At 60.1% G+C, this 25556-nt stretch carries 24 protein-coding genes; 14 read left to right on the top strand and 10 right to left on the bottom strand.

Annotation, left to right across the window (positions count from 1 at the left end; genetic code table 11):
* Positions 1–49 precede the first annotated feature (49 nt).
* The 3 genes from BMZ46_RS17315 to BMZ46_RS17305 all read right to left on the bottom strand — a co-directional run bounded on the left by BMZ46_RS17315 (position 50) and on the right by BMZ46_RS17305 (position 2867).
* On the bottom strand, positions 50–607 hold the full coding sequence (locus BMZ46_RS17315) for an L-threonylcarbamoyladenylate synthase type 1 TsaC (protein WP_039764929.1): 558 nt from the start codon (positions 605–607) through the stop codon (positions 50–52).
* Between the two features lie 54 nt (positions 608–661).
* Positions 662–1762 carry a DNA-processing protein DprA gene (gene dprA, locus BMZ46_RS17310; RefSeq protein ID WP_039764930.1) on the bottom strand — a complete coding sequence of 367 codons (1101 nt, stop codon included), beginning with the start codon at positions 1760–1762 and terminating at the stop codon, positions 662–664.
* Between the two features lie 79 nt (positions 1763–1841).
* Positions 1842–2867 (bottom strand): LysM peptidoglycan-binding domain-containing protein, encoded by a 1026-nt coding sequence (locus tag BMZ46_RS17305; protein WP_039764931.1) that lies wholly within the window; start codon positions 2865–2867, stop codon positions 1842–1844.
* A 169-nt stretch (positions 2868–3036) separates the two neighbouring features.
* Between BMZ46_RS17305 and def the strand changes: the two genes are divergently transcribed.
* The 5 genes from def to BMZ46_RS17280 are packed head-to-tail and all read left to right on the top strand — an operon-like array spanning position 3037 to position 7600.
* The gene (gene def / locus BMZ46_RS17300) at positions 3037–3543 is read left to right on the top strand and encodes a peptide deformylase (RefSeq protein WP_039764933.1); all 507 of its coding nucleotides are present in this window, start codon (positions 3037–3039) and stop codon (positions 3541–3543) included.
* A gap of 56 nt (positions 3544–3599) precedes the next feature.
* A complete protein-coding gene (gene fmt, locus BMZ46_RS17295) occupies positions 3600–4559 on the top strand; it encodes a methionyl-tRNA formyltransferase (RefSeq protein WP_074689778.1) in 960 nt (319 codons plus the stop codon).
* Positions 4556–5866 carry a 16S rRNA (cytosine(967)-C(5))-methyltransferase RsmB gene (rsmB, locus tag BMZ46_RS17290; RefSeq protein WP_074689779.1) on the top strand — a complete coding sequence of 437 codons (1311 nt, stop codon included), beginning with the start codon at positions 4556–4558 and terminating at the stop codon, positions 5864–5866. Before fmt ends, rsmB begins: the two co-directional genes overlap by 4 nt.
* Before the next feature lie 22 nt (positions 5867–5888).
* Positions 5889–7265, top strand: coding sequence for a Trk system potassium transporter TrkA (gene trkA / locus BMZ46_RS17285; RefSeq protein ID WP_039764938.1), 1377 nt, complete (start codon positions 5889–5891; stop codon positions 7263–7265).
* Between the two features lie 20 nt (positions 7266–7285).
* Positions 7286–7600, top strand: coding sequence for a tetratricopeptide repeat protein (locus BMZ46_RS17280; protein ID WP_074689780.1), 315 nt, complete (start codon positions 7286–7288; stop codon positions 7598–7600).
* Between the two features lie 51 nt (positions 7601–7651).
* Here BMZ46_RS17280 and BMZ46_RS17275 read toward each other — a convergent pair whose 3' ends face one another.
* Positions 7652–8539, bottom strand: a complete 888-nt coding sequence (locus BMZ46_RS17275) for a lysophospholipid acyltransferase (protein WP_039764942.1) — start codon at positions 8537–8539, stop codon at positions 7652–7654.
* Between the two features lie 40 nt (positions 8540–8579).
* A complete protein-coding gene (gene tag, locus BMZ46_RS17270) occupies positions 8580–9137 on the bottom strand; it encodes a DNA-3-methyladenine glycosylase I (RefSeq protein ID WP_039764945.1) in 558 nt (185 codons plus the stop codon).
* Between the two features lie 81 nt (positions 9138–9218).
* Between tag and glyQ the strand changes: the two genes are divergently transcribed.
* The 4 genes from glyQ to BMZ46_RS17250 all read left to right on the top strand — a co-directional run bounded on the left by glyQ (position 9219) and on the right by BMZ46_RS17250 (position 13629).
* Positions 9219–10172: a glycine--tRNA ligase subunit alpha gene (gene glyQ, locus BMZ46_RS17265; RefSeq protein ID WP_003187265.1), complete on the top strand. Its 954-nt coding sequence runs from the start codon at positions 9219–9221 to the stop codon at positions 10170–10172.
* The gene (gene glyS, locus BMZ46_RS17260) at positions 10169–12223 is read left to right on the top strand and encodes a glycine--tRNA ligase subunit beta (RefSeq protein ID WP_039764947.1); all 2055 of its coding nucleotides are present in this window, start codon (positions 10169–10171) and stop codon (positions 12221–12223) included. The genes glyQ and glyS overlap by 4 nt, the downstream gene beginning before the upstream one ends.
* Before the next feature lie 4 nt (positions 12224–12227).
* Complete coding sequence (gene gmhB / locus BMZ46_RS17255; protein ID WP_166742338.1) at positions 12228–12767, top strand: D-glycero-beta-D-manno-heptose 1,7-bisphosphate 7-phosphatase; 540 nt, start codon at positions 12228–12230, stop codon at positions 12765–12767.
* Positions 12768–12849: 82 nt separating this feature from the next.
* Entirely contained in the window at positions 12850–13629 is a 780-nt protein-coding gene (locus BMZ46_RS17250; RefSeq protein WP_039764952.1) for a lysophospholipid acyltransferase family protein, read from the top strand.
* 157 nt (positions 13630–13786) lie between these two features.
* On the opposite strand, the gene BMZ46_RS17245 is transcribed toward BMZ46_RS17250, so the two are convergent.
* On the bottom strand, positions 13787–15328 hold the full coding sequence (locus BMZ46_RS17245; protein WP_039764954.1) for a sensor histidine kinase: 1542 nt from the start codon (positions 15326–15328) through the stop codon (positions 13787–13789).
* 166 nt (positions 15329–15494) lie between these two features.
* Between BMZ46_RS17245 and BMZ46_RS17240 the strand changes: the two genes are divergently transcribed.
* On the top strand, positions 15495–16211 hold the full coding sequence (locus BMZ46_RS17240) for a response regulator transcription factor (protein WP_039764956.1): 717 nt from the start codon (positions 15495–15497) through the stop codon (positions 16209–16211).
* Between the two features lie 62 nt (positions 16212–16273).
* On the opposite strand, the gene gyrB is transcribed toward BMZ46_RS17240, so the two are convergent.
* The 4 genes from gyrB to dnaA are packed head-to-tail and all read right to left on the bottom strand — an operon-like array spanning position 16274 to position 22481.
* A complete protein-coding gene (gene gyrB, locus BMZ46_RS17235) occupies positions 16274–18691 on the bottom strand; it encodes a DNA topoisomerase (ATP-hydrolyzing) subunit B (RefSeq protein WP_011331734.1) in 2418 nt (805 codons plus the stop codon).
* 5 nt (positions 18692–18696) lie between these two features.
* A complete protein-coding gene (gene recF, locus BMZ46_RS17230) occupies positions 18697–19800 on the bottom strand; it encodes a DNA replication/repair protein RecF (RefSeq protein ID WP_003220208.1) in 1104 nt (367 codons plus the stop codon).
* A 14-nt stretch (positions 19801–19814) separates the two neighbouring features.
* Entirely contained in the window at positions 19815–20918 is a 1104-nt protein-coding gene (gene dnaN / locus BMZ46_RS17225) for a DNA polymerase III subunit beta (protein WP_011331733.1), read from the bottom strand.
* 39 nt (positions 20919–20957) lie between these two features.
* On the bottom strand, positions 20958–22481 hold the full coding sequence (dnaA, locus tag BMZ46_RS17220) for a chromosomal replication initiator protein DnaA (RefSeq protein WP_039764962.1): 1524 nt from the start codon (positions 22479–22481) through the stop codon (positions 20958–20960).
* Positions 22482–23049: 568 nt separating this feature from the next.
* Here dnaA and rpmH point away from each other — a divergent pair.
* From rpmH to yidC, 4 genes are read left to right on the top strand one after another with little or no spacing between them, the layout of a single operon-like run.
* Positions 23050–23184, top strand: a complete 135-nt coding sequence (rpmH, locus tag BMZ46_RS17215) for a 50S ribosomal protein L34 (protein WP_003213577.1) — start codon at positions 23050–23052, stop codon at positions 23182–23184.
* A gap of 16 nt (positions 23185–23200) precedes the next feature.
* Positions 23201–23602 carry a ribonuclease P protein component gene (gene rnpA / locus BMZ46_RS17210; protein ID WP_039765426.1) on the top strand — a complete coding sequence of 134 codons (402 nt, stop codon included), beginning with the start codon at positions 23201–23203 and terminating at the stop codon, positions 23600–23602.
* A complete protein-coding gene (gene yidD / locus BMZ46_RS17205) occupies positions 23595–23840 on the top strand; it encodes a membrane protein insertion efficiency factor YidD (RefSeq protein WP_010465488.1) in 246 nt (81 codons plus the stop codon). The genes rnpA and yidD overlap by 8 nt, the downstream gene beginning before the upstream one ends.
* Before the next feature lie 2 nt (positions 23841–23842).
* On the top strand, positions 23843–25525 hold the full coding sequence (yidC, locus tag BMZ46_RS17200; RefSeq protein WP_074689782.1) for a membrane protein insertase YidC: 1683 nt from the start codon (positions 23843–23845) through the stop codon (positions 25523–25525).
* Positions 25526–25556 lie beyond the last annotated feature (31 nt).

The raw sequence follows: 25556 nt of genomic DNA, 5'->3' as shown, positions 1-25556 counted from the left end.
TCCTCGCCATGAAAGCCGAGGAGCACTCAAAAATTAACCAAGGGTGGTATCAGGCCGGACGCACGATATTGCCGGTGGCCAGATCCCGAATCAGACTCGGATTCTTGCGACCGCCCAGCGCTCCGCCAAGCACCAGATCGACCTGACCACGGAAATACTGCTCGACCCGCAAGCGCGTGCGCGCTGCCGGCCGCCCCTGCGGATTGGCCGACGTCGAAATCAACGGCCCTACCAGCGAGCACAGATCCCGCACCTGCGGATGATCGCTGACCCGCAGCGCCACGGTGTCATGCACCCCGGTCACCCACTCTGGCAACAGGTTCTGGTGCGGCACCAGCCAGGTGTTCGGGCCCGGCCAGGTGCTGGCCATGCGGTCGATCCAGTCCTGCGGGAAATCCTCGAACAGAAAATCGAACTGACGAATGTTGTCGGCGACGAGGATCAAGCCCTTGTCCACCGAACGGTTCTTGATCGCCAGCAGGCGATCCACCGCTTCTTCATTCCAAGGATCGCACCCCAGCCCCCAGACGGCTTCGGTTGGATAGGCAATCACCGCCCCGGCGCGAACCTCTCGTGCGGCTTGTTGCACACGCCAACTGTTGACCATGAAAAACTCTCCGCAAACAGGTTTCGCGCAGTTTACCGATCTTCAATGTAAAACCTAGCTCACGCGCGCAAACCAGCGGCCGTTTTCGCACACGGCGCGGCCATCCATCTCCAGTTCGGTGAGTGCCGCCAGCACTTTGGGGAGCGCCCAGCCACTGCTGTCGGCCAGCCCCTCGCTGGTGTGCGGCGCCGCGTGCAGCAAGCTCAACAACGGGTTCTCCGGATTCGCTGCGGCTGTGGATACCGGCAGATGCTGCCAGCCGCGCAGGGCTTCGAGAATATGCTCGATGGTTTCCACCAACACGGCTCCGTCGCGTATCAGTTGATGACAGCCCCGAGCGCCGGGGTGATGGATCGAACCCGGAATGGCGTACACCTCGCGCCCCTGTTCCGCCGCCAGCCGTGCGGTGATCAAGGAACCGCTGGCGACACTGGCCTCGACCACCAGCACGCCGAGGGACAAGCCGCTGATGATGCGGTTGCGTCTCGGGAAGTTGCTCGCCGTCGGCCCGGTGTCCAGAGGAAATTCCGAAAGCACCGCACTGCCGGACGCAATCATCGCGTCCGCCAGCCGACGGTTGCGCTGTGGATAAAAGTTTTCCAGGCCGGTACCGAGCACGCCGACCGTTTGCCCACCGACATCCACAGCGGCTTGATGCGCCGCCGCATCGATGCCCAGCGCCAGGCCACTGGTGATGACAAACCCGGCCCCCGCGAGACTGCGGGAAAACGCAGCGGCAGTGTCCATGCCCGGGCGAGAAGCGCGGCGACTGCCGACCATCGCCAGTTGCGGCTTTTCCAGAATCTGCGGGTCGCCAGCGACGAACAGCAGGGGCGGAGGGTCAGGAATCTGCGCCAGCAAGGCCGGGTAATCCGCTTGGTCCCACATCAACAAATGTTGATCCGGACGCTCTAGCCAGCGCAATGCGTGGCTGGCGCCGTCGCGAACTTCAGAACAGCGTCGGGCCTCGGCGCAAGCCGCCGGCAAACCCAGCGAGCGCCAGGCGCTGGCCGGCGCGCCGATCGCCTTCGAGGCGCAGCCGAAGGCTTCGAGCAGTTTGGTGAATCGCTTGGGACCGATTTCCGGCAAGCGGTGCAGGCGCAGGCGCGCTTCCAGTTCTGCCGGCGAAACCGACGGGGAGACAGGCATCATCATGGATCATCCTTGATCGTTATAAGGCCCGAACCTTTCGGAACAAGCTGTGGATAACTCTGTTGGTAACTTGTGAAGCCAGCTAAGGATTTCGCACCTTGTCCAGCACCGCCAGCGAGCGCGATGCGTTCAGCACGAGGCCGTAACTGAGTTTGTCGTAGGTGCGGAACACCATCAGCAATCCGGCACGTTCATCCGGGATTTTCAGCGGCTGGCCGGTGATCCGGTCGCGCACGGTTTCCCCGGTTTTCATCACCACCAGCACGTTGCCTTCGGCCAGACCGTCGCGTTTGCCTTTGTTCAGGGTCACCACGTCCATCGCGCCGATCTGCGTGACGCCGCGCGGCACATCGATGATCAGGCCGTTGATGTCGGTGGAGGGCGCGCTGGGCATGAAGGTCGAGTTGATCGAACGCTCTTCGCCGCTGAACAAGCGGTCACCGAGGCGCACTTCCTGGGTCGTGCGTTGCAGGGCGAGGGTGGCGACGTCGCCTTCGGTGGCGACGATCTCACCACCGCCGATGTCGTCGGCGTTGATCCCCAGAAACTCCTTGCTCTGCGGATCGGTGTAGACCTTGCCCTGGCGGAAGATGCCGTAGACCGGCTGGTTCGGATCGAAATGGCCACGGGCGAAGATCCGGTCACCGGTGCCGCTGAGCACCCGTTCGGCATCGCCGGCGACGATGTACGGCGCCTTGTCGAAGTCCTCGACGTTGTCGACGATGCGGTTGCTCAGCAGAAAGCTGTTGATCGATTTGAGCGGAATGCTCGGAATCGCATCGGCCACCGGACTGGTGCGGATGCGCGGCGACAGCTTGATGGTGCCGCGTGACTCGCCGCGATTGACGGTCAGGCGCGGCTGGCCGTTGACGTAACTGAGCGTCAGCGTGTCGCCCGGATAGATCAGGTTGGGGTTTTCGATCTGCGGATTGGCCCGCCACAACTGCGGCCACTGCCAGGGTTCGCGCAAATATTTACCGGAGATGTCCCAGAGCGTATCCCCCGAAACCACCGTGTATTGCTGTGGAAAACCTTCCTTGAGTTGCACTTGCCCGTACGCGGTACCGGCCGAGGCCAGAAACAGCAGGGCGAGTAGTGATTTCCTCATGCGGTGAATCCCTTTATTATGTGCGTTCGCGTGAAACGCCAGAGCCCCCGTGGCTCGCTCCCTGCTCTATGCTGAAAATCAAGGAGCTACGTTTCACAACGGTAGCCTGCATCTTCGGACCCGCCAGGCCATCGCCCGACTTTACCTCACACGTGCAGCAATCAAGCTTATGGCCATTTTGAACATCCTCGAATTTCCGGACCCGCGTCTGCGCACTATCGCCAAACCTGTGGCTGTAGTGGACGACGAAGTGCGTCAGCTGGTCGATGACATGTTTGAAACAATGTATGAAGCGCCGGGCATCGGCCTTGCCGCGACCCAGGTCAACGTGCACAAACGTATCGTCGTGATGGACCTTTCCGAAGACCGCACCGAACCGCGGGTGTTCATCAACCCCGAGTTCGAACCGCTGACCGACGAAATGGAGCAATACCAGGAAGGCTGCCTCTCGGTGCCGGGTTTCTACGAAAACGTCGACCGCCCGCAGAAGGTCAAGATCAAGGCTCTGGACCGTGACGGCAAGCCTTACGAACTGATCGCCGAAGGCCTGCTCGCCGTGTGCATCCAGCACGAATGCGACCACCTCAACGGCAAGTTGTTCGTCGATTACCTGTCCACGCTCAAACGCGACCGGATCAAGAAGAAACTGGAAAAGCAGCACCGCCAGAACGCTTGATGCCCCTCTCCAAAGGCTTGCTGCGGCAAGCCTTTTTCTTTTTATGAGACTCCCCCATGACTGAGCCACTGCGCATCGTTTTTGCCGGCACCCCGGAATTCGCCGCCGAACACCTCAAGGCCCTGCTGGACAGCCCTTACGAGATCGTTGCGGTCTACACCCAACCGGATCGCCCGGCCGGTCGTGGGCAAAAACTGATGCCGAGCCCGGTCAAACAGCTCGCCCTGGAAAACAATATCCAGGTGTTGCAGCCGCCGACCCTGCGCAACGCTGACGCTCAAGCCGAGCTCGCTGCGCTCAAGCCGGATTTGATGGTGGTGGTTGCCTACGGCCTGATCCTGCCGCAAGCGGTGTTGGATATTCCGCGCCTGGGCTGCATCAACAGCCACGCCTCGCTGCTGCCACGCTGGCGCGGTGCGGCGCCGATCCAGCGCGCCGTGGAAGCGGGCGATGCCGAGAGCGGCGTCACCGTCATGCGTATGGAAGCGGGCCTCGATACCGGGCCGATGCTGCTCAAGGTCGTGACCCCGATCAGCGCCGAAGACACCGGCGGCAGCCTCCACGATCGCCTGGCCGAAATGGGCCCGCCAGCCGTGGTGCAGGCAATTGCCGGTCTGGCCGCCGGCACCCTGGAAGGCGAAGTGCAGAACGATGAGCTCGCCACCTACGCGCACAAACTGAACAAGGACGAAGCACGCCTCGACTGGAGCCGTCCGGCCGTCGAGCTGGAGCGTCTGGTCCGCGCCTTCAATCCATGGCCGATCACCCACAGCACGCTCAACGGCGAAGCGCTGAAAGTGCTGGCGGCGACACTGGCCGAAGGCAAAGGCGCACCGGGCACGATTCTCGGCGCCAGCAAGGACGGCCTGCTCGTCGCCTGTGGCGAACAGGCTCTGTGCCTGACCCGTCTGCAATTGCCCGGCGGCAAGGCGCTGAACTTCAGCGATCTGTTCAACAGCCGTCGTGAGAAATTCGCCACCGGCACCGTGCTGGGTGCAGCGGTGGACGCACAATGAACCCACGTCTGGCCGCCGCCAAGGCACTCGCCGCTGTCCTCAGCGGCAAGGCTTCGCTCAACAGCTCCCTGCCGACGCAACTGGACAAGGTCGAGGATCGCGATCGCGGCTTCACTCAGGATCTGGCGTTCGGCACCGCCCGTTGGCAGCCACGCTTGTCGGCGCTGGCAGAAAAACTGCTGCAGAAGCCGTTCAAGGCAGCGGACGCCGATGTCGAGGCGCTGCTGCTGGTCGGTCTCTATCAACTGCTCTACACCCGCGTCCCGCCGCACGCCGCCATCGGCGAAACCGTCGGTTGCGCCGACAAGCTGAAAAAGCCTTGGGCGAAAGGTCTGCTCAACGCCGTACTGCGCAATGCCCAGCGCGAACATGAGGCGATCTTCGCCGAACTGGAACGCGATCCGGTGGTGCGCACCGCCCACCCGCGCTGGCTGCAAAAATCCCTGAAGGCCTTCTGGCCTGAGCAATGGGAAGCGATCTGCGAAGCCAACAACGCGCATCCGCCGATGATCCTGCGGGTCAACCGTCGTCATCACAGCCGCGATGCCTACCTGGGTCTGCTGACTGAGGCGGGTATCGCCGCACAGCCGTGCACCTTCAGCCGCGACGGCGTCATCCTCGACAATGCCGCCGACGTACGCAGCCTGCCGGGCTTCGCCGAAGGCTGGATCAGCGTGCAGGACGAAGCCGCGCAACTGGCCGCCGACCTGCTTGACCTCGCGCCGGGCCAGCGAGTGCTGGACGCCTGCTGCGCGCCGGGCGGCAAGACGTGCCACATACTCGAAGCCGAACCGGCACTGGCCGGCGTGGTGGCGGTGGATCTGGAAGCCAAGCGTCTTGTGCGGGTGAAGGAAAACCTCGAACGCCTCGGTCTGAACGCCGAACTGATCGCCGCCGACGGTCGCGACACGGCAGCGTGGTGGGACGGCAAACCGTTCCAGCGCATCCTGCTCGACGCGCCATGCTCGGCCACCGGCGTGATCCGCCGTCATCCGGACATCAAGCTGACCCGTCAGGCCGACGACATCGCCGCCCTCGCGCAACTGCAAGGCGAGTTGCTCGACGCGATGTGGAAAACCCTCGAAGTGGGCGGCATTCTGCTCTACGCCACCTGCTCGACCTTGCCGACCGAGAACACCGAAGTGATCGCCGCGTTCCTTGAGCGCACGCCGGGCGCGCGGGAGCTGGATCTGGCCACCGCCGCCGGGATCAAGCAGCCCCATGGTCGCCAATTGCTGGCCCAGCAGGGCGGGCATGACGGGTTCTACTACGCCAAGCTGATCAAGATCGCTGCCGCGCGCGGCTAAACGGATTCAATGGAGTGACTGGATGAAAATCATCATCCTCGGTGCGGGACAGGTCGGCGGTTCGCTGGCTGAACATCTGGCCAGCGAGGCCAATGACATCACGGTGGTCGACACTGACGGCGACCGTCTGCGCGATCTTGGCGATCGCCTCGACATCCGCACCGTGCAGGGCCGAGGCTCGCTGCCGAACATTCTGCGTCAGGCCGGTGCCGACGACGCCGACATGCTGGTCGCGGTGACCAACAGCGACGAAACCAACATGGTTGCCTGCCAGGTCGCTCACACCCTGTTCCACACCCCGACCAAGATTGCCCGGGTGCGCGAAGCGTCTTATCTGACCCGCGAGGAGCAGCTGTTCCAGAACGAGGCGATTCCGGTCGACGTGCTGATCAGTCCCGAGCAGGTCGTCACCAACTACATCAAGCGTCTGATCCAGCATCCCGGCGCCTTGCAGGTGATCGATTTCGCCGAAGGCCAGGCGCAACTCGTCGCGGTGCGCGCCTACTACGGCGGGCCGCTGGTGGGTCAGCAACTACGCCAGTTGCGCGAGCACATGCCGAATGTGGAAACCCGAGTGGCCGCGATTTTCCGCCGCGATCGACCGATTCTTCCCCAGGGCGATACGGTGATCGAGGCCGACGACGAAGTCTTCTTCATTGCCGCCCGTGCGAACATTCGCGCGGTGATGAGCGAAATGCGCCGGCTAGACGAAAGCTACAAGCGCATCGTCATCGCCGGTGGCGGGCAGATCGGCGAACGGCTGGCCGAGGCCATCGAAAGCCGCTATCAGGTGAAGATCATCGAGATGAATCCGGCGCGCTGTCGTTATCTCTCCGACACCCTCGACAGCACCGTGGTGTTGCAGGGCAGCGCGTCGGATCGCGACCTGCTGCTGGAAGAGAACATCGCCGACGCCGACATCTTCCTCGCCCTGACCAACGATGACGAAGCCAACATCATGTCGTCGCTGCTGGCCAAGCGCCTGGGCGCGAAGAAGGTGATGACGATCATCAACAACCCGGCCTACGTCGACCTGATCCAGGGCGGTGACATCGACATCGCCATCAGCCCGCAACTGGCGACCATCGGCACCTTGCTGGCCCACGTGCGGCGCGGCGATATCGTCAGCGTGCACTCGTTGCGCCGTGGCGCGGCGGAAGCCATCGAAGCGGTGGCTCATGGCGATTCGAAGTCGAGCAAGGTCATCGGCAAGACCATCGACAACATTGCGCTGCCGCCGGGAACTACCATTGGCGCGATCATCCGCGATGAAGAAGTGATCATCGCCCATGGCGACACGGTGATTGCCGCCGGCGACCATGTGATTCTGTTCCTTGTGGATAAAAAGCATATTCGCGATGTGGAGAAGCTGTTCCACGTGGGACTGAGTTTCTTCTGACCGACCAAGAGGCGAGACCGATGATCGAATCCCTGGAAAAAATGCTCGCCAAGGGTGTGGATAACTCGCTGCTGCGCTTCGGCTTGGGCAAGGGTTATCTGGATCTGGGAGAGAACGCGAAGGCGGCCGAGCATTTCCAGCATTGCGTAGGCTTTGATCCGAAGTATTCGGCGGCGTGGAAGCTGCTGGGCAAGGCGCAACTGGCGCTGGGTGATCTGGCGGCTGCTCGCCAGGCGTGGAAGCAGGGGCTGGAAGCGGCCCGGGCCCATGGCGACAAGCAGGCGGAGAAGGAAATGATGGTGTTTCTGAAGAAGCTGGATCGGCAAAAGCCGTAACGGCTGTGGATAACCCGTTTTGTCAGATTATCCACAATTGCACATCGCCGATCAGTACCAACGCGCCTCGCCCGGCGGACGCTTCTTGAAGCGCTTCATGCTCCACATGTACTGGCTCGGATAAGCCGCCACATAACGCTCGACCACCTGACTCATCGCTGCGCAGGACGTTTCGGTGTCGGTGCTGTACATCGCTTCCGGCGCGGCTTCGAGGATCACCTTGTAGCCGGAACCGTCCGGCAGACGCAGGGCATGCAGGAACACCCCGACGGCTTTGCCACCGGCGAGCATGTTCGGTACGAACTTGCTGGTCAGGGCCTGAGTGGCGAAGAACGGCACGAAGATCCCGGCGGATTCGGCCGGCTCCGGGTCCGCAGGAATTCCCACCTGACCGCCCTTGCGCACTTCCTTGATGACACTGAGGATGCCTTCCTTGGTCGACGCGGCGACTTTGTTGCCCAGTTGTACGCGTTGTTTGCGCAGCAATTCATCCACAGCCTTGAGCTTTGGTGGTCGGTAGAAAATTATCGGTTTGCACTGGCTGCAATAGAAGTGGTTGAGCACTTCCCAGTTGCCCAGGTGACTGGTGATGCCAACCACGCCCTTGCCCGAGGCCAGCGCGTCTTTCAGCACTTCAAGGCCTTCGACTTCGCGTACCAGGTCGATGGAGCGCTGGGCCGGCCAGATCCAGGCGCAGGCGCTTTCGGTCAGAGACTTGCCGATGTCCTTGAGGCTCTGGCCGACCAGACGCTCGCGTTCGGCCGGGTCCATCTGTGGAAAACATTTGGCCAGGTTGATCCGCACCACGTCGCGGGAACGGTTGGGGGTTTTCCACATGATCCAGCCGATCGCCGAACCCACGGCCTGCACGGCCCGCCACGGAAGCAGGGCAAACAGCCGCAGAGCGCCAACCAGCATGGCGCCTTTAAACTTTTCCACAGGTCACTCCTGATCTTGTGCTGTGCGCGAGGCGGCCATTCTAACCGCCGTTGGCGAGCTGCGCGTAGCGGTCGCAGTCCTGAGTGTGATCCATGACCATGCCCGAGGCCTGCATCAGCGCGTAGCAGATGGTCGGGCCGACGAAGGTGAAACCGGCTTTTTTCAGACCTTTGCTCATGGCCACGGCCTGCGGGGTGATGGCCGGGACTTCGCTGCGATCCTTGAAATGATTGATCACCGGGCGGTTATCCACAAACGACCAGAGAAACGCCACCGGATCTTCCAGCGCCAGCCAGGCCTGGGCGTTGCGCCGGGCCGCGTTGAGCTTGAGGCGGTTGCGGATGATTCCCGGATCGAGCATCAATTCATCGATTTCCGCGTCGCTCATTTGCGCCACGCGCTGTACGTCGAAGCCGAACAACACCTCGCGATATCGCTCGCGCTTGCGCAGCACGGTGATCCACGACAGCCCGGCCTGGAACCCTTCGAGCAAAAGCAACTCGAACAAACCCTGCGCATCGCGTAGCGGCGTACCCCACTCCTGATCGTGGTAAGCCATGTACAGCGGATCTTCGTTGCACCAAAAGCAGCGTGGCATAAGGCTCCAGGGGGTGGAGGTGCGACTGAATCGGGTATACTCCCGCTCTTTAAATCGCAGCCCAAGAAACAGGTGAATTTCGTGAGCCAGCCTACGCCAGCCGTGCGTACCTTCCAAGACTTGATCCTCGCGCTCCAGCAGTACTGGGCCGAGCAAGGTTGTGTGGTACTTCAGCCCTACGATATGGAAGTAGGCGCCGGCACTTTCCACACCGCGACATTCCTGCGCGCCATCGGCCCGGAAACCTGGAACGCCGCCTACGTGCAGCCAAGCCGCCGTCCGACTGACGGCCGTTACGGCGAAAACCCGAACCGTCTGCAGCACTACTATCAGTTTCAGGTGGTCCTGAAGCCGAACCCGGACAACTTCCAGGAACTGTATCTGGGCTCCCTCAAGCATGTCGGCCTGGACCCGCTGGTCCACGACATTCGCTTCGTCGAAGACAACTGGGAATCGCCGACCCTCGGCGCCTGGGGTCTGGGCTGGGAAGTCTGGCTGAACGGCATGGAAGTGACTCAGTTCACCTACTTCCAGCAAGCGGGCGGCATCGAGTGCTACCCGGTGACCGGCGAGATCACCTACGGTCTCGAGCGTCTGGCCATGTACCTGCAAGGCGTGGATTCGGTCTACGACCTGGTCTGGGCTGACGGTCCGTTCGGCAAAGTGACCTACGGCGACGTGTTCCACCAGAACGAAGTGGAGCAGTCCACCTACAACTTCGAACACGCCAACGTCGACAAACTGTTCGAACTGTTCGACTTCTATGAAAGCGAAGCCAAGCGCCTGATCGAACTCGACCAGCCGCTGCCGTTGCCAAGCTACGAAATGGTCCTGAAGGCCTCGCACACCTTCAACCTGCTGGATGCGCGCCGGGCGATCTCGGTGACTGCGCGTCAGCAATACATTCTGCGCGTTCGCACCCTGGCGCGTTCCGTCGCCCAAGCCTACCTGCTGGCCCGCGCCAAGCTGGGCTTCCCGATGGCAACCCCGGACCTGCGTGACGAAGTACTGGCCAAGCTGGAGGCTGCACAATGAGTGCTCAAGATTTTCTGGTTGAACTGGGCACCGAAGAACTGCCACCCAAAGCCCTGAACACCCTGGCCGAAGCGTTCCTGGCCGGTATCGACAAGGGCCTGCAAGCCGCTGGCCTGAATTACGAGAGCAAAACCGTTTACGCCGCGCCGCGCCGTCTGGCTGTGCTGATCACTGCGCTAGCCACCCAGCAGCCGGACCGCAGCATCAACCTCGACGGCCCGCCACGTCAGGCTGCGTTCGATGCAGAAGGCAATCCGACTCAAGCGGCACTGGGTTTTGCCAAGAAGTGCGGCGTCGAGTTGAGCGAAATCGACCAGAGCGGTCCGAAACTGCGCTACAGCCAGAACATCGCCGGCAAGCCGACCGCCAGCCTGCTGCCGACCATCGTCGAAGACTCGCTGAACGATCTGCCGATCCCGAAACGCATGCGTTGGGGGGCTCGCAAGGAAGAGTTCGTGCGTCCGACCCAGTGGCTGGTGATGCTGCTCGGCGATCAGGTCATCGACTGCACGATCCTCGCGCAGAAGGCTGGCCGTGAATCCCGTGGCCACCGTTTCCATCACCCGCAAAGCGTGCGCATCGGTTCGCCGTCGAGCTACCTGGCCGACCTGCGTGCCGCGTACGTACTGGCCGATGCCAACGAGCGTCGCGAAATCATCGGCAAGCGCACCGAAGAACTGGCAACCCGTCAGGAAGGCACCGCGATCGTGCCTCCTGCGTTGCTCGACGAAGTGACCGCGCTGGTCGAGTGGCCGGTACCGCTGGTGTGCTCGTTCGAGGAACGCTTCCTCGACGTGCCGCAGGAAGCGCTGATCACCACCATGCAGGACAACCAGAAGTACTTCTGCCTGCTGGATGCCGACGGCAAGTTGCTGCCACGTTTCATCACTGTGGCCAACATCGAATCCAAAGACCCGCAGCAGATCATCGCCGGTAACGAGAAGGTGGTTCGCCCACGCCTGACCGACGCCGAGTTCTTCTTCAAGCAGGACAAGAAGCAGAAGCTCGAAGCGTTCAACGATCGCCTGCAGAACGTGGTGTTCCAGGAGAAACTCGGCAGCGTCTACGACAAGGCCGAGCGCGTGTCGAAACTGGCCGCGTACATCGCCGCACGCATCGGCGGCAACGCTTCGTGGGCTGCCCGTGCAGGCCTGCTGTCGAAGTGCGACCTGGCCACCGAAATGGTCGGCGAGTTCCCGGAGATGCAAGGTGTCGCCGGTTACTACTACGCCCTCAATGACGGCGAGCCGGAAGACGTCGCCCTGGCGCTGAACGAGCAGTACATGCCGCGCGGTGCCGGCGCTGAACTGCCTGCCACCCTGACCGGTGCGGCCGTGGCCATTGCCGATAAGCTCGACACCCTGGTCGGCATCTTCGGCATCGGCATGCTGCCGACCGGCAGCAAAGACCCGTATGCCCTGCGCCGTGCGGCACTGGGCGTGCTGCGGATCCTGATCGAGAAACAACTGGATCTGGACCTGAACGACGCCGTGGCGTTCGCCGTGAATGCCTTCGGTGCCAAGGTCAAGGCTGCCGGCCTGAACGACGCGGTGCTGGAATTCATCTTCGACCGTCTGCGTGCGCGTTACGAAGACGAAGGCGTGGATGTCGCCACCTACCTGTCGGTGCGTGCCCTGAAGCCGGGTTCGGCGCTGGACTTCGACCAGCGTGTGCAAGCGGTTCAGGCCTTCCGCAAACTGCCGGAAGCGGCAGCGCTGGCGGCGGTGAACAAGCGCGTATCGAACCTGTTGAGCAAGGTGGAAGGCTCGGTGCCGACCGAAGTCCAGGCCAAGTACTTCGACAATGCCAACGAGTTCTCGCTGTACTCGGCGATCCAGCAAGCGGACCAGGCTGTACAGCCAATGGCCGCGGCGCGTCAGTACAACGAATCGCTGGCACGTCTGGCCGCCCTGCGGGAGCCGGTGGATGCGTTCTTCGACGCGGTGATGGTCAATGCCGACGACGCCAATGTGCGGGCCAACCGTTACGCGCTGCTGGCGCGTCTGCGTGGCCTGTTCCTGGGCGTTGCCGACATTTCGCTGCTGGGTTGAGGGACTGCTGTTGAAACTGCTGATTCTCGATCGGGACGGAGTGATCAATTACGACTCCGACGCTTACATCAAGTCAGTGGAGGAGTGGATTCCGCTCCCCGGCTCGATCGAAGCGATTGCGCAGTTGAGCAAGGCCGGCTGGACGGTGGCGGTCGCCACCAACCAGTCGGGCATTGCTCGCGGCTACTACGACCTCGCCACCCTCGATGCCATGCACGCGCGCCTGCGCACGCTGGTAGCGGAGCAGGGCGGTGAAGTCGGGCTGATCGTGTATTGCCCGCATGGACCGGATGAGGGTTGCGACTGCCGCAAGCCGAAACCGGGGATGTTGAAAACCATCGCACAGCATTACAACGTCGCGCTGACGAATGTCTGGTTCGTCGGCGACAGCCTTGGTGACCTGGAGGCCGCCAAAGCCGTCGATTCACAGCCCGTTTTGGTAAAGACCGGGAAAGGCGAAAAGACTCAGGCCAAGACCTTGCCGGTTGGCACCCTGATTTTTGACGATCTCGCGGCAATTGCCGCAGAACTTATCCACAACTAGAGTGCTTCTGAAGTTCCTGACCAGGGATTGATCGGGAGTGCGCTTGAACAGTCGGGCATTGCCCGTAACGGTAAACGTCGCCATGTCGATACTGCAGGCCATCAGAATCTTCCTCTTTTACCTGCTGCTGGGTACCACCGCTCTGCTGTGGTGCAGCCTGAGCTTTTTTATCGCGCCCTTTCTGCCGTTCAAGGCGCGCTATCGTTTCATCAACGTGTACTGGTGCCGCTGCGCCTTGTGGTTGACCAAGGTATTTCTCGGTATCCGTTACGAAGTCAAAGGCGCGGAAAACGTGCCTGACCGGCCCTGTGTGATTCAATCGAACCACCAGAGCACCTGGGAGACGTTTTTTCTCTCCGCTTATTTCTCGCCCTTGAGCCAGGTGCTCAAGCGTGAATTGCTGTACGTGCCGTTCTTCGGCTGGGCCATGGCCATGCTGCGACCGATCGCGATCGACCGCGACAACCCGAAAGCCGCCCTCAAGCAGGTCGCGGCGAAGGGTGACGAACTGCTGAAGGACAATGTCTGGGTGCTGATTTTCCCTGAAGGCACTCGCGTTCCCCATGGCACCATCGGCAAGTTCTCCCGCAGTGGCAGCGCATTGGCGGTGAATGCGGCGCTTCCGGTACTGCCGATTGCACACAATGCCGGCAAGTTCTGGCCGAAAATCGGTTGGGGTAAAAAGCAGGGTGTGATTACCGTGGTCATCGGTGAGCCGATGTACGCCGAGGGCAGTGGCCCGCGCGCCATCGCCGATCTGAATGACCGGGTGCAGGCGTGGAACGAGAAAACGCAACGGGAAATGGGCTCGCTGCCTCCGGCCCCTCAGGCACCGGCTGCGAACGATCAGATCGCTGTCTGAGATTTGTGGATAACCTGTGTACGGTTTGTTCGCAAAATCCCGAATTATCGAATTAAGTGACTGATTTACTTATATATTTCCGAAGCTGATAAAACACCGTAAAAGGTGCATAAGTTTTTTTCGGAAGTAAGGAAACCGGCTGATATAGCCGGTTTTTTTATGCCTGCTCTTCAGCGATCAGTGGCAGTTCCAGACGGAATGTCGTGCCTTGATCGACCACGCTCAGGCACTCGATCCGACCGCCATGGTGATCGACCACGGCTTTGACCATCGACAACCCCAGGCCCACGCCGTCGATGCCCTGTGCAGAAGAAAAGCGCCGGTACTGGCTGAACAGGTCGGGCAGCTCCTCTGCAGCGATGCCTTTGCCTTGATCGGTCAGTTCACAACGCAGCCAGTCGTTGTGGCAACTGACACGCATGTCGACCGTGGATTCGGCGGGACTGTACTTGATTGCATTTTCCAGCAGGTTGAACAGGGCGCGGGTCAACAAGCCTTGATCGGCCAAAATCAGACGCTCCTGTGATTGTTCGTCCATGTCGCTCAAGAGCTCGATGCGTTTTTGCTGAGCGATGGGCAACGCCTGATCCAGAACGTCCATGACCAGCATCCCGAACAGGCTCGGTTGAAACTGGTACGCCTCGGATTCCGCACGGGCCAGCAGAACGAAGCCGTCGGTGAGTTCCAGCGCCCGGCGTACCTGGCGCTCAATCTGTTCGAACAGTGGCGAATCCGTTCCCGCCTGATGTCGGTGCACATCGAGCAGGGCAAGAATCGCCGAATGGGGCGCGCGCAGATCATGGGACAGGAAGCGCAGCAACACACCGCGCTGTTCCTCGGCGGCGCGTTCGGCGCTGAGGTCAGTGAGACTCAGGAGCCAGCCGATCGGCAGGTCGCCATCAACCGGCAACAATGCGGCGCGTTCCAGGCGCAGGCTACGTTCCTTGTGGTCACGAAACTCCAGCAGAGGCAGCTCGGACAGCGGCGGGTGTGGCTCTGTGGATAACTCCGGATAGCCCAGGCCCGCCAGTTGATCGAGCACATCCTCGCCCACCAGATTGTGATCGAACAGGCTCCGGGCCTTGCGATTGCCCAACAAGACTTGCCCCCGTGGATCGCTGATCAGGGTCGCGACCGGCAGATACTCCAGCCCGTCGGCAATGAATCGGCGGGTATCGCGAGTGCGGCTCATGGCTTGCTCAAGCGCCATGATCTGCCCCTGCAAGCGGTCGGCGCTGGGAAACTGCGCCCGACGCCGTTCGGGAAAGACTTTCGGTTCACTGTCCAGCCGCGCCAGCTCCCAGCCGAAGTAGGTCAGCACCACACTCAGGCGTCGCCAGTTCCAGATCAGATAGCCGAACAGCATGCCCAGCACCGCAGGCGTGGGTGACCACCAACGCCGCATTTCAGCCAGGCCTGCACTGGTCAGCAGCACACAGGCCATCCCGCCCAATGTCAGCCAGAGTGCCAGACGCGGGCGCCACAGCAGCAACCCAAGTACGCAAGCGACCAAGGCAACTGAAAGTCCCGCGCCCATCAACGGCGCCGGATCATGCAAATTGATCTGCGCACGCCAGGAAAGCAGTGCAGTCAGCGGCAACAGCACTAGACTTATCCACACCCACTCGCGCACCAGTTGCCGGAACAAACGCTGAACCTGGCTGGGTACGCGGCTTTCGTGTCGGCGGTGGTTATTCATGGGAAACAGGGCAGGGCGGGTTGAATGGTTTCATAGGCGGCCGGTCTGAGGACGTAGACCCGAAGAATCATAGCGGCTCACCCCTCGGCGTGCCGCTTACTTTCACTGCATGGAGTGAGCCGATCCGGTCGGCACCCATTGCCCGAGCGACAAGGAACCACCGCGTATGCGCGTTGCGATACTGGACGATGAACCCGCCGAACTGCGCCGGGTCGAGCAGACCCTGCAACAAATGGCCGAGGCCGGAGGACAGCCCTGGTCACTGCACAGCTTCGAAAGCGGTGAAGACCTGCTGCGACAGTTGCGCCGGGAAACCTTCGACCTGCTGATCCTCGACTGGCAATTGCCCGACCTCACCGGCCTGGCGCTGCTGCGCTGGACCCGCGAACACATGGAAGCCCCGCCGGCCGCCATCATGCTCACCAGCCGCGATGGCGAGAGCGATATCGTTCAGGCCCTGAATGCGGGGGCCGACGATTACGTCAGCAAGCCGTTTCGGCCCAATGAACTGAAAGCCCGAGTTGCAGCGGTGCTGCGCCGGCACAGCCTGCAACGTAGCACCCCGGCCGAGGTTCTGCGTTTCAATGACCTGGTGTTCGATGACGCCGAACTGACCGTCACCCGCGACGGGAAACCGATCGTCATGACCGAGCGCGAGTATCGTCTCGCCCATTGCCTGTTCAGCAACCTCGGCCGACCACTGTCACGGGATTACCTTTACGAACGATTCTGGCCCCACGAAGAGATGTCCACATCGCGACCGCTGGACACGCATATCTATCGCCTGCGCAACAAGCTCGGGCTGACGGCGGATCGGGGTTGGCAGTTGTTGACGATTTATGGGTATGGGTATCGGTTGGAGAGTGTGGCGGCGGGGGAGTGAATCGCAGGCAATAAAAAAGGCCAACGCTGGTGCGTTGGCCTTTTCGTTGGTGCTGACCGGGATCAGAAATCCAGGTTGGACACCGCCAGAGCATTGCTCTCGATGAAGTCACGGCGAGGTTCGACCGCATCACCCATCAGGGTGTTGAAGATCTGGTCTGCGCCAATGGCGTCTTCGATGGTGACTTTCAGCATGCGGCGCACGCTTGGGTCCATGGTGGTTTCCCACAGCTGATCCGGGTTCATTTCACCCAGACCTTTGTATCGCTGGATGGTGTGGCGCTTGGTGCTTTCGGCCATCAGCCAGTCCAGGGCTTCCTTGAACTCGGTGACCGCTTTCTTGCGCTCGCCACGCTGGATGTACGCGCCTTCGTCGAGCAGGGTGCTCAGTTGAGCGCCGAGGGTGACGACGGTCTTGTAGTCGTTGCTGCCGAAGAAATCGCGGTTGAAGGTGACGTAGTTCGACAGGCCGTGGGAGATCAGTTCGACCTCTGGCAGCCACACGCCACGCTCGCGGTCTTCACGCAGGCTGGCCTTGTAGACCAGGCCCGACTTCTCGACGGTGCGCAGACGGACTTCGTACTGGGCCAGCCAGTCCTGCATCTTCGCGTGGTCGCCGAGCATTTCCAGGCTGACGGCCGGCAGATAGATGAAGTGCTCGGTCAGCTCCTGCGGGTACAGGCGCGACAGACGCTTGAGGGTCTTCATCACCATGCGGAAGTCGTTCACCAGACGTTCCAGCGCTTCACCGGAAATACCCGGGGCGTCTTCGTTCAGGTGCAGGCTCGCATCTTCCAGGGCCGACTGCGTCATGTACTCTTCCATGGCGTCGTCGTCTTTGATGTATTGCTCTTGCTTGCCTTTCTTGACCTTGTACAGCGGCGGCTGGGCGATGTAGATGTAGCCGCGCTCAATCAGCTCCGGCAACTGACGGAAGAAGAAGGTCAGCAGCAGGGTACGGATGTGCGAACCGTCGACGTCAGCATCGGTCATGATGATGATGTTGTGATAGCGCAGCTTGTCGATGTTGTACTCTTCGCGACCGATACCGCAGCCCAGCGCGGTAATCAGGGTGCCCACTTCCTGGGACGAGATCATCTTGTCGAAACGAGCTTTCTCGACGTTGAGGATCTTGCCCTTCAGCGGCAGGATGGCCTGGGTCTTCCGGTTGCGTCCCTGCTTGGCAGAGCCGCCCGCGGAGTCACCTTCCACAAGGTACAGTTCGGACAGCGCCGGGTCTTTTTCCTGGCAGTCAGCGAGCTTGCCCGGCAGGCCGGCGATGTCCAGCGCGCCTTTGCGGCGGGTCATCTCACGAGCCTTGCGCGCGGCTTCACGGGCACGGGCGGCGTCGATCATCTTGCCGACAACCAGTTTGGCTTCGTTCGGGTTTTCCAGCAGGAAGTCGGAGAAGTACTTGCCCATTTCCTGTTCGACCGCGGTCTTCACTTCGGAAGACACCAGCTTGTCTTTGGTCTGGGAGCTGAACTTAGGATCCGGCACCTTTACCGAGATGATCGCGGTCAGGCCTTCACGGGCATCGTCACCGGTGGTGGCGACTTTGTGCTTCTTCGCCAGACCTTCCTGCTCAATGTAGTTGTTCAGGTTACGCGTCAGTGCGGAACGGAAGCCCACCAGGTGGGTACCGCCGTCGCGCTGTGGAATGTTGTTGGTGAAGCACAAGAGGTTCTCGTTGAAGCTGTCGTTCCACTGCAGGGCGATTTCCACGCCGATGCCGTCTTCACGCTGGATGTTGAAGTGGAACACCTGGTTGACCGCAGTCTTGTTGGTGTTCAGGTATTCAACGAACGCACGCAGGCCGCCTTCGTATTTGAACAGCTCTTCCTTGCCGCTGCGTTCGTCCTTGAGGACGATACCGACACCAGAGTTGAGGAAGGACAGTTCACGAATGCGCTTGGCCAGGATGTCCCAGCTGAAATGAATATTCTTGAAGGTTTCGCTGGAAGCCTTGAAGTGAATCTGGGTGCCGGTGGTTTCGCTGTCGCCAACGATCGCCATCGGTGCCTGAGGTACGCCGTGGACGTAGGTCTGTTCCCAGATCTTGCCGCTGCGGCGAACGGTCAGGACCAGTTCTTCGGACAGCGCGTTCACAACCGAAACACCTACACCGTGCAGACCGCCGGATACCTTGTAGGAGTTGTCGTCGAACTTACCGCCGGCGTGGAGGACAGTCATGATGACCTCGGCGGCGGAAACGCCTTCCTCTTTGTGCACGTCTACCGGGATGCCACGGCCGTTGTCTTTAACGGTGATGGACTCATCCGGGTGGATGATGATGCTGATGTCGTCGCAATGGCCGGCGAGGGCTTCGTCGATCGAGTTGTCGACCACCTCGAACACCATGTGGTGCAGACCGCTGCCATCGTCGGTGTCACCAATGTACATACCGGGACGTTTGCGCACGGCATCCAGGCCTTTCAGCACTTTAATGCTCGATGAGTCGTACGTATTTTCTTCGCTCAATGCCTTCACTCCCGATGGTCGTGGGTCTGGGTGATACGGCCCTGTTCCACGTGGAACAGAGCGACTGGCGTTTCCGTCTGCCAGCCTTCCCTCAATAATTCGTGATCTACACAGGTGATAAAAACCTGGCAGCGTAAGTCTTCCAGCAAGCGGCACAGCGCGCGACGGTGGCTCTCGTCCAGTTCGGACGGCAAGTCATCCACCAGATAAATACACTGGCCGCGTCGGGCCTGGCTCACCAGATGCCCCTGGGCAATCCGCAACGCACAGACCACCAACTTCTGCTGACCCCGGGACAAGATGTCCGCGGCGTTGTGTGCGCCCAATCTAAGACGCAAGTCAGCCCGTTGTGGACCGGCCTGGGTATGACCCATTTGCTGGTCCCGTTGCACGGATCCGGCAAGTACGGCGCTCAATTCCCGGTCTTTGTCCCAGCCCCGGTAATAGCTGAGCGTCAAACCTTCGAGCTCAACCAGTTCGCTCAAGGTTTGTTCAAAGACTGGTTTCAAGGCTTTGATGTAAGCGCGGCGGTATTCATCGATTTCAGCGCTGGCCTGGCACAGTTCCCTGTCCCAAACCGCTTGCGAAACGGCGTCAAGTGTACCATGCCGCAGCCAGGAGTTTCTCTGGCGCAAGGCCTTCTGCAAACGCTGCCAGGTGGCCATGAACCGTGGCTCGACGTGGAATACGCCCCAATCGAGGAACTGCCGGCGAATCTTCGGCGCACCCTCCAGCAGGCGAAAGCTGTCGGGGTTGATCAACTGCAGCGGCAGAATCTCCGCCAGTTGCGCAGCACTGCGTGCATTCTGACCGTCAATGCGAATCTGGAACTCGCCCTGACGATCGCGAGATATCCCCAATGCACTATGGCCACCCTCGGCAAGTTCAACCTGACCGAATACGGTGCAGGCGAGTTGCTCATACTGGATGACCGGCAACAGCCGCGTGCTACGAAACGAACGGGCAAGCCCCAGCAGGTGAATGGCTTCCAGAACACTGGTTTTGCCGCTGCCGTTGGCGCCGTAAAGAATGTTGATTCGGGGGGAGGGGGAGAAGGTCACCGGGTGCAGATTGCGCACCGCGGTGACCGAAACGCGACTTAACGACATCCAGAGTCAGCTGATTACAGACGCATCGGCATGACAACGTAAGCCGAATCGTCGTTGTCGGACTCTTGCACCAGCGCACTGCTGTTGGAGTCGGACAGGATCAGACGAACCTGCTCGGTGGTCATCACGCCCAGCACGTCGAGCAGATAGCTGACGTTGAAGCCGATTTCCAGAGAGCCGCCGTTGTATTCCACGCCTACTTCTTCTTCCGCTTCTTCCTGCTCCGGGTTGTTGGCCTGGATCTTCAACTGACCGCTGGCCAGTTGCAGACGGATACCGCGGTACTTCTCGTTGGACAGAATCGCGGTACGGCTGAACGCTTCACGCAGCGCCTGACGATCGCCCAGTACCAACTTGTCGCCGCCTTTCGGCAGAACACGCTCGTAGTCCGGGAACTTGCCGTCGACCAGCTTGGAGGTGAAGGTGAATTCGCCGGTGGTCGCGCGGATGTGGTGCTGGCCCAGCACGATGCTGACATTGCCATCAGGCTCGGTGAGCAGACGTGCCAGTTCGAGAATACCTTTACGAGGCACAATCACCTGATGGCGATCCTGCTGGCCGATGTCGGCCTGCATCGAGCACATGGCCAGACGGTGACCGTCGGTGGCCACGGCACGGATCACACCGGTCGACACTTCCAGCAACATGCCGTTGAGGTAATAACGCACGTCTTGCTGGGCCATGGCGAAACTGGTGCGTTCGATCAGACGACGCAGCTTGCTCTGTTCCAGGCTGGTGGTCAGCGAACCCGGGCCTTCTTCCACAGTCGGGAAGTCGTTGGCCGGCAGGGTCGACAGGGTGAAACGGCTACGGCCGGCTTTCACCACCAGCTTCTGCTCGTCGACCTTGATGTCGATCAGCGCATCGTTTGGCAGGCTCTTGCAGATGTCCATCAGCTTGCGCGCAGGCACGGTGATGGAACCCGTTTCAGCCGGCTCCTCGAGTTGCACGCGACCGACCAGCTCGACTTCCAGGTCGGTACCGGTCAGCGACAGTTGCTGGCCATCGACAACCAGCAGCACGTTGGACAGTACCGGCAAGGTCTGTCGGCGCTCGACGACGCCTGCGACCAGTTGCAGGGGTTTCAACAGGGCTTCGCGTTGAATGGTGAAATGCATGGTCTAGTCCCTTGCCTTAATAAGCTGCGCTGGTGTTCATCAAGTGGTCAGTGTACGCAGCAGGTTCTTGTAGTCCTCGCGGATGTCCGCGTCGGATTCCTTAAGTTCATTGATCTTGCGGCAGGCGTGCAACACGGTCGTGTGGTCGCGACCGCCAAACACATCGCCGATTTCCGGCAGGCTGTGGTTGGTCAGTTCCTTGGACAATGCCATGGCCACCTGACGCGGACGAGCGACCGAACGCGAACGGCGCTTGGACAGCAAGTCGGAGATCTTGATCTTGTAGTACTCGGCGACGGTGCGCTGAATGTTATCCACAGAGACCAGTTTGTCCTGCAGCGCCAACAGGTCTTTCAGGGATTCGCGAATCAACTCGATGGTGATGTCGCGGCCCATGAAGTGCGAGTGGGCGATCACGCGTTTCAGCGCGCCTTCCAGCTCACGGACGTTGGAGCGAATGCGCTGGGCAATGAAGAACGCCGCATCGTGTGGCAACTCGACTTTGGCCTGGTCGGCCTTCTTCATCAAGATGGCGACGCGGGTTTCCAGCTCCGGCGGCTCGACGGCAACCGTCAGGCCCCAGCCGAAGCGGGATTTGAGGCGCTCTTCAAGGCCTTCGATTTCTTTCGGGTAGCGATCACTGGTGAGGATGACCTGCTGGCCACCTTCAAGCAGGGCGTTGAAGGTGTGGAAAAACTCTTCCTGGGAACGTTCCTTGCGGGCGAAGAACTGAATGTCGTCGATCAACAGGGCGTCCACCGAACGGTAGAAACGCTTGAACTCGTTGATCGCGTTCAGCTGCAGCGCCTTGACCATGTCGGCCACGAAACGCTCGGAATGCAGGTATACAACCTTGGCATTCGGGTTCTTCTTTAATAGATGGTTGCCCACCGCGTGCATCAAGTGCGTCTTACCCAGACCCACGCCACCATAAAGGAAGAGCGGGTTGTAGCCGTGCTTGGGATTGTCTGCCACTTGCCAGGCCGCCGCACGGGCGAGCTGGTTGGATTTACCTTCGACGAAGTTTTCGAAGGTGAAGGTGCGATTCAGGTAGCTGGTGTGTTTGAGCGCGCCTTCGACTTGCACGGTGCGCTGTTCGGCGCGAACCGGGGCTTGTTGCGAAGCGGCACCGGCCATCGGATCGAAGCTGTCGCGGGACGGCTCTTCACTGATTTCTTCGGTTTTCTGCGTCGAACGCTTGGTCGGTGCAGGCGTGGGAGCTGGCGCTGGCGCGCTTGCCGGCGCGGCATTGGTCTGAGCCTGGGACACTTGCGCAGCGGCCAATGGCGCATTCGGTGCGGCACGCGGTGCCGAACTGCGTTTGCTGCCTATTAATAAGGAAAGCGACGGTGCCAGACCGTTGCCATGCTCATCCAGCAGTTCAAGGACGCGCCCCAGGTACTTTTCGTTGACCCAGTCCAGAACAAAACGGTTCGGTGCGTAGACGCGCAACTCGTCGCCTTCGGCTTCGACCTGTAGTGGACGGATCCAGGTGTTGAATTGTTGGGCAGGCAGCTCTTCGCGCAAAAGCTCCACGCACTGCTGCCAAAGTTCCACTGACACGGATATCCCCTAAGTTGAAAGCCGGTGAGGCAAAAACAAGCGGCCATTGTAGCGGCCAGTCGTCCACTTATCCACATGCAGGTTGCCCGGTGGACATGATTTATCAATGCGTTAAACGAGAAAAAGGCGACCGACGGTGTGTGCATAAGCTCTGTGGATAACCCTATCTGAGCACACTGGACAACTGGGGGCGAAACTCGGTGGATAACCATCCTGTGGATAACCACCCATTCCACACACAGGTTATCCGACAGCACAGCACAGGCTGAACACGGTTTTCCACTGTAGTTGTCATTCTCTGTACATCGCTTGAAACAAGGCCTTGAGCCAGTTATCCACAGACAGTGGTGTTCCTAGCTTTTACAAGCTTTACAGAAAAGCTTTAAATAATTCCCTTCTTTATTTTTATCTCTGGCAAACCGAGTAATCAGGTCCTGACAGCTCCGAAGATCTATTTATAAGGAAACGTTGGTTGGAAATTGACCTATTGGCTTGCTTTCTCTAGAATCCCCGGTCTCTTAAAACGGGGGCCATTCCGGCCCGTTGTGGACGAACCAGGTAACACGACATGAAACGTACTTTCCAACCAAGCACTATCAAACGCGCTCGTACCCACGGTTTCCGTGCTCGCATGGCTACCAAGAACGGTCGTGCCGTACTGTCGCGTCGTCGCGCCAAAGGCCGCGCACGTCTGGCAGTTTGATAATCCGGCACTGGAGGTGAGTCAGGACTTCAGTCGGGAAAAGCGTCTGCTTACTCCCCGGCATTTCAAGGCAGTCTTTGACTCCCCTACCGGCAAGGTTCCGGGGAAAAATCTCCTGCTCCTTGCGCGCAACAACGATCTCGATCACCCCCGTCTCGGACTGGTTATCGGGAAAAAGAGTGTAAAACTCTCCGTCGAGCGCAATCGCCTCAAACGTCTGATGCGCGAATCGTTTCGCCTGCACCAGGATTCACTGGTCGGCTGGGACATCGTTATCGTCGCGCGCAAAGGTTTGGGTGACGTAGAAAACCCCGAATTGATTCAGCATTTCGGCAAACTCTGGAAACGTCTGGCACGCAACAAGCCGGCACCAGCAGTCAAAACCGAAACTGTAGGGGTAGACAGTCCAGATGCGTAAACTGGCACTCGTTCCGATCCAGTTTTATCGCTACGCTATTAGTCCCCTGATGGCCAGTCACTGTCGTTTCTACCCCAGTTGTTCTTGCTACGCGTATGAAGCCATCGAAAATCATGGCCTTCTGCGCGGTGGCTGGCTGACCTTTCGTCGTTTAGGTCGCTGTCATCCGTGGAATCCCGGTGGTTATGACCCGGTTCCACCTATCCCTACCTCCCGTTCTTCTTCGATGGCCGAGTAATCATGGATATCAAACGCACGATCCTGATCGTCGCCCTGGCAATCGTGTCCTATGTCATGGTCCTTAAATGGAACCAGGACTATGGCCAGGCTGCCCTGCCGACTCAGAATGTTGCTTCCAGTACGACTACATCCGGTTTGCCGGACACCGCCACTGGCAATAATGCTGCTGCCAGTGACGATATTCCGCGCGCCGCAAGTGATACCAGCGCACCTGCCGAAACGCCGGTCGCCGTCAGCAAGGATCTGATCCAGATCAAGACCGACGTGCTCGATCTCGCGATCGATCCACAAGGCGGTGATGTTGCCCAGCTGACCTTGCCGCTGTATCCACGTCGTCAGGATCGTCCGGACGTTCCGTTCCAGCTGTTCGACAACGGTGGTGAACGTACTTATCTGGCACAGAGCGGTCTGATTGGCACCAACGGTCCGGATGCAAACCCGGCCGGTCGTCCGATCTACTCCTCGGAGAAGAAGACTTATCAACTGGCTGACGGTCAGGACCAACTGGTCGTCGACCTGAAATTCAGCAAGGACGGCGTCAATTACATCAAGCGTTTCACTCTGAAACGTGGCCTGTATGACGTGACCGTGACCTATCTGATCGACAACCAGAGCGCTCAGCCCTGGTCCGGTTCGATGTTCGCCCAGCTGAAACGCGATGCCAGCGCCGATCCTTCGTCCACAACTGCAACCGGTACCGCGACGTACCTGGGCGCCGCCCTGTGGACAAGTTCCGAGCCGTACAAGAAAGTGTCCATGAAGGACATGGACAAAGCTCAGCTCAAGGAAACCGTCACCGGTGGTTGGGTAGCCTGGCTGCAACACTACTTCGTGACTGCATGGGTTGCTCCGAAGGGCGAAAACAACATCGTCCAGACCCGTAAAGACAGCAAAGGCAACTACATCATCGGTTACACCGGTCCTTCGCTGACCGCTGCACCGGGTGCGAAAGTCGAGACCAGCGCTGTTCTTTACGCCGGTCCGAAAAGCCAGGCGGTGCTGAAAGAGTTGTCCCCAGGTCTGGAACTGACTGTCGACTACGGCATTCTGTGGTTCATTGCCCAGCCAATCTTCTGGCTGCTGCAACATATCCACAGCATCGTCGGCAACTGGGGCTGGTCGATCATCTTCCTGACCATGCTGATCAAAGGGATTTTCTTCCCTCTGTCGGCCGCCAGCTACAAGTCGATGGCCCGCATGCGCGCCGTGGCTCCGAAACTGGCTGCACTGAAAGAGCAACATGGCGATGACCGGCAGAAAATGTCGCAAGCCATGATGGAGCTGTACAAGAAAGAGAAGATCAATCCGCTGGGTGGCTGCTTGCCGATCCTGGTGCAGATGCCGGTTTTCCTTTCCCTGTACTGGGTTCTGCTGGAAAGCGTGGAAATGCGCCAGGCGCCGTTCATGCTGTGGATTACCGACCTGTCGATCAAGGATCCGTTCTTCATCCTGCCGATCATCATGGGCGCGACCATGTTCATCCAGCAGCGTCTGAACCCAACACCTCCGGATCCGATGCAGGCCAAGGTGATGAAAATGATGCCAATCATCTTCACCTTCTTCTTCCTGTGGTTCCCGGCGGGTCTGGTGCTGTACTGGGTTGTGAACAACTGCCTGTCGATTGCCCAACAGTGGTACATCACGCGTAAGATCGAAGCGGCGACGAAAAAAGCCGAGGCGTAACTTACTCTGTGGATAACACCACTCAAAACGC

Source organism: Pseudomonas sp. NFIX49 (assembly GCF_900115915.1).
GTDB lineage: Bacteria > Pseudomonadota > Gammaproteobacteria > Pseudomonadales > Pseudomonadaceae > Aquipseudomonas > Aquipseudomonas pharyngis.
The sequence above is the reverse complement of the archived record's forward strand: the minus strand, read 5'-3'. Positions and strand labels throughout refer to the sequence as shown.

Excerpts from the sequence above, each read along its gene's own strand:
- dnaN (WP_011331733.1), bottom strand. The coding sequence starts at position 20,918 with ATGCATTTCACCATTCAACGCGAAGCCCTGTTGAAACCCCTGCAACTG.
- trkA (WP_039764938.1), top strand. The coding sequence starts at position 5,889 with ATGAAAATCATCATCCTCGGTGCGGGACAGGTCGGCGGTTCGCTGGCT.
- rpmH (WP_003213577.1), top strand. The coding sequence starts at position 23,050 with ATGAAACGTACTTTCCAACCAAGCACTATCAAACGCGCTCGTACCCAC.
- dprA (WP_039764930.1), bottom strand. The coding sequence starts at position 1,762 with ATGATGATGCCTGTCTCCCCGTCGGTTTCGCCGGCAGAACTGGAAGCG.
- def (WP_039764933.1), top strand. The coding sequence starts at position 3,037 with ATGGCCATTTTGAACATCCTCGAATTTCCGGACCCGCGTCTGCGCACT.
- BMZ46_RS17315 (WP_039764929.1), bottom strand. The coding sequence starts at position 607 with ATGGTCAACAGTTGGCGTGTGCAACAAGCCGCACGAGAGGTTCGCGCC.
- fmt (WP_074689778.1), top strand. The coding sequence starts at position 3,600 with ATGACTGAGCCACTGCGCATCGTTTTTGCCGGCACCCCGGAATTCGCC.
- BMZ46_RS17305 (WP_039764931.1), bottom strand. The coding sequence starts at position 2,867 with ATGAGGAAATCACTACTCGCCCTGCTGTTTCTGGCCTCGGCCGGTACC.
- rsmB (WP_074689779.1), top strand. The coding sequence starts at position 4,556 with ATGAACCCACGTCTGGCCGCCGCCAAGGCACTCGCCGCTGTCCTCAGC.
- tag (WP_039764945.1), bottom strand. The coding sequence starts at position 9,137 with ATGCCACGCTGCTTTTGGTGCAACGAAGATCCGCTGTACATGGCTTAC.
- yidC (WP_074689782.1), top strand. The coding sequence starts at position 23,843 with ATGGATATCAAACGCACGATCCTGATCGTCGCCCTGGCAATCGTGTCC.
- BMZ46_RS17240 (WP_039764956.1), top strand. The coding sequence starts at position 15,495 with ATGCGCGTTGCGATACTGGACGATGAACCCGCCGAACTGCGCCGGGTC.
- recF (WP_003220208.1), bottom strand. The coding sequence starts at position 19,800 with ATGTCGTTAAGTCGCGTTTCGGTCACCGCGGTGCGCAATCTGCACCCG.
- BMZ46_RS17245 (WP_039764954.1), bottom strand. The coding sequence starts at position 15,328 with ATGAATAACCACCGCCGACACGAAAGCCGCGTACCCAGCCAGGTTCAG.
- BMZ46_RS17280 (WP_074689780.1), top strand. The coding sequence starts at position 7,286 with ATGATCGAATCCCTGGAAAAAATGCTCGCCAAGGGTGTGGATAACTCG.
- glyS (WP_039764947.1), top strand. The coding sequence starts at position 10,169 with ATGAGTGCTCAAGATTTTCTGGTTGAACTGGGCACCGAAGAACTGCCA.
- BMZ46_RS17250 (WP_039764952.1), top strand. The coding sequence starts at position 12,850 with ATGTCGATACTGCAGGCCATCAGAATCTTCCTCTTTTACCTGCTGCTG.
- yidD (WP_010465488.1), top strand. The coding sequence starts at position 23,595 with ATGCGTAAACTGGCACTCGTTCCGATCCAGTTTTATCGCTACGCTATT.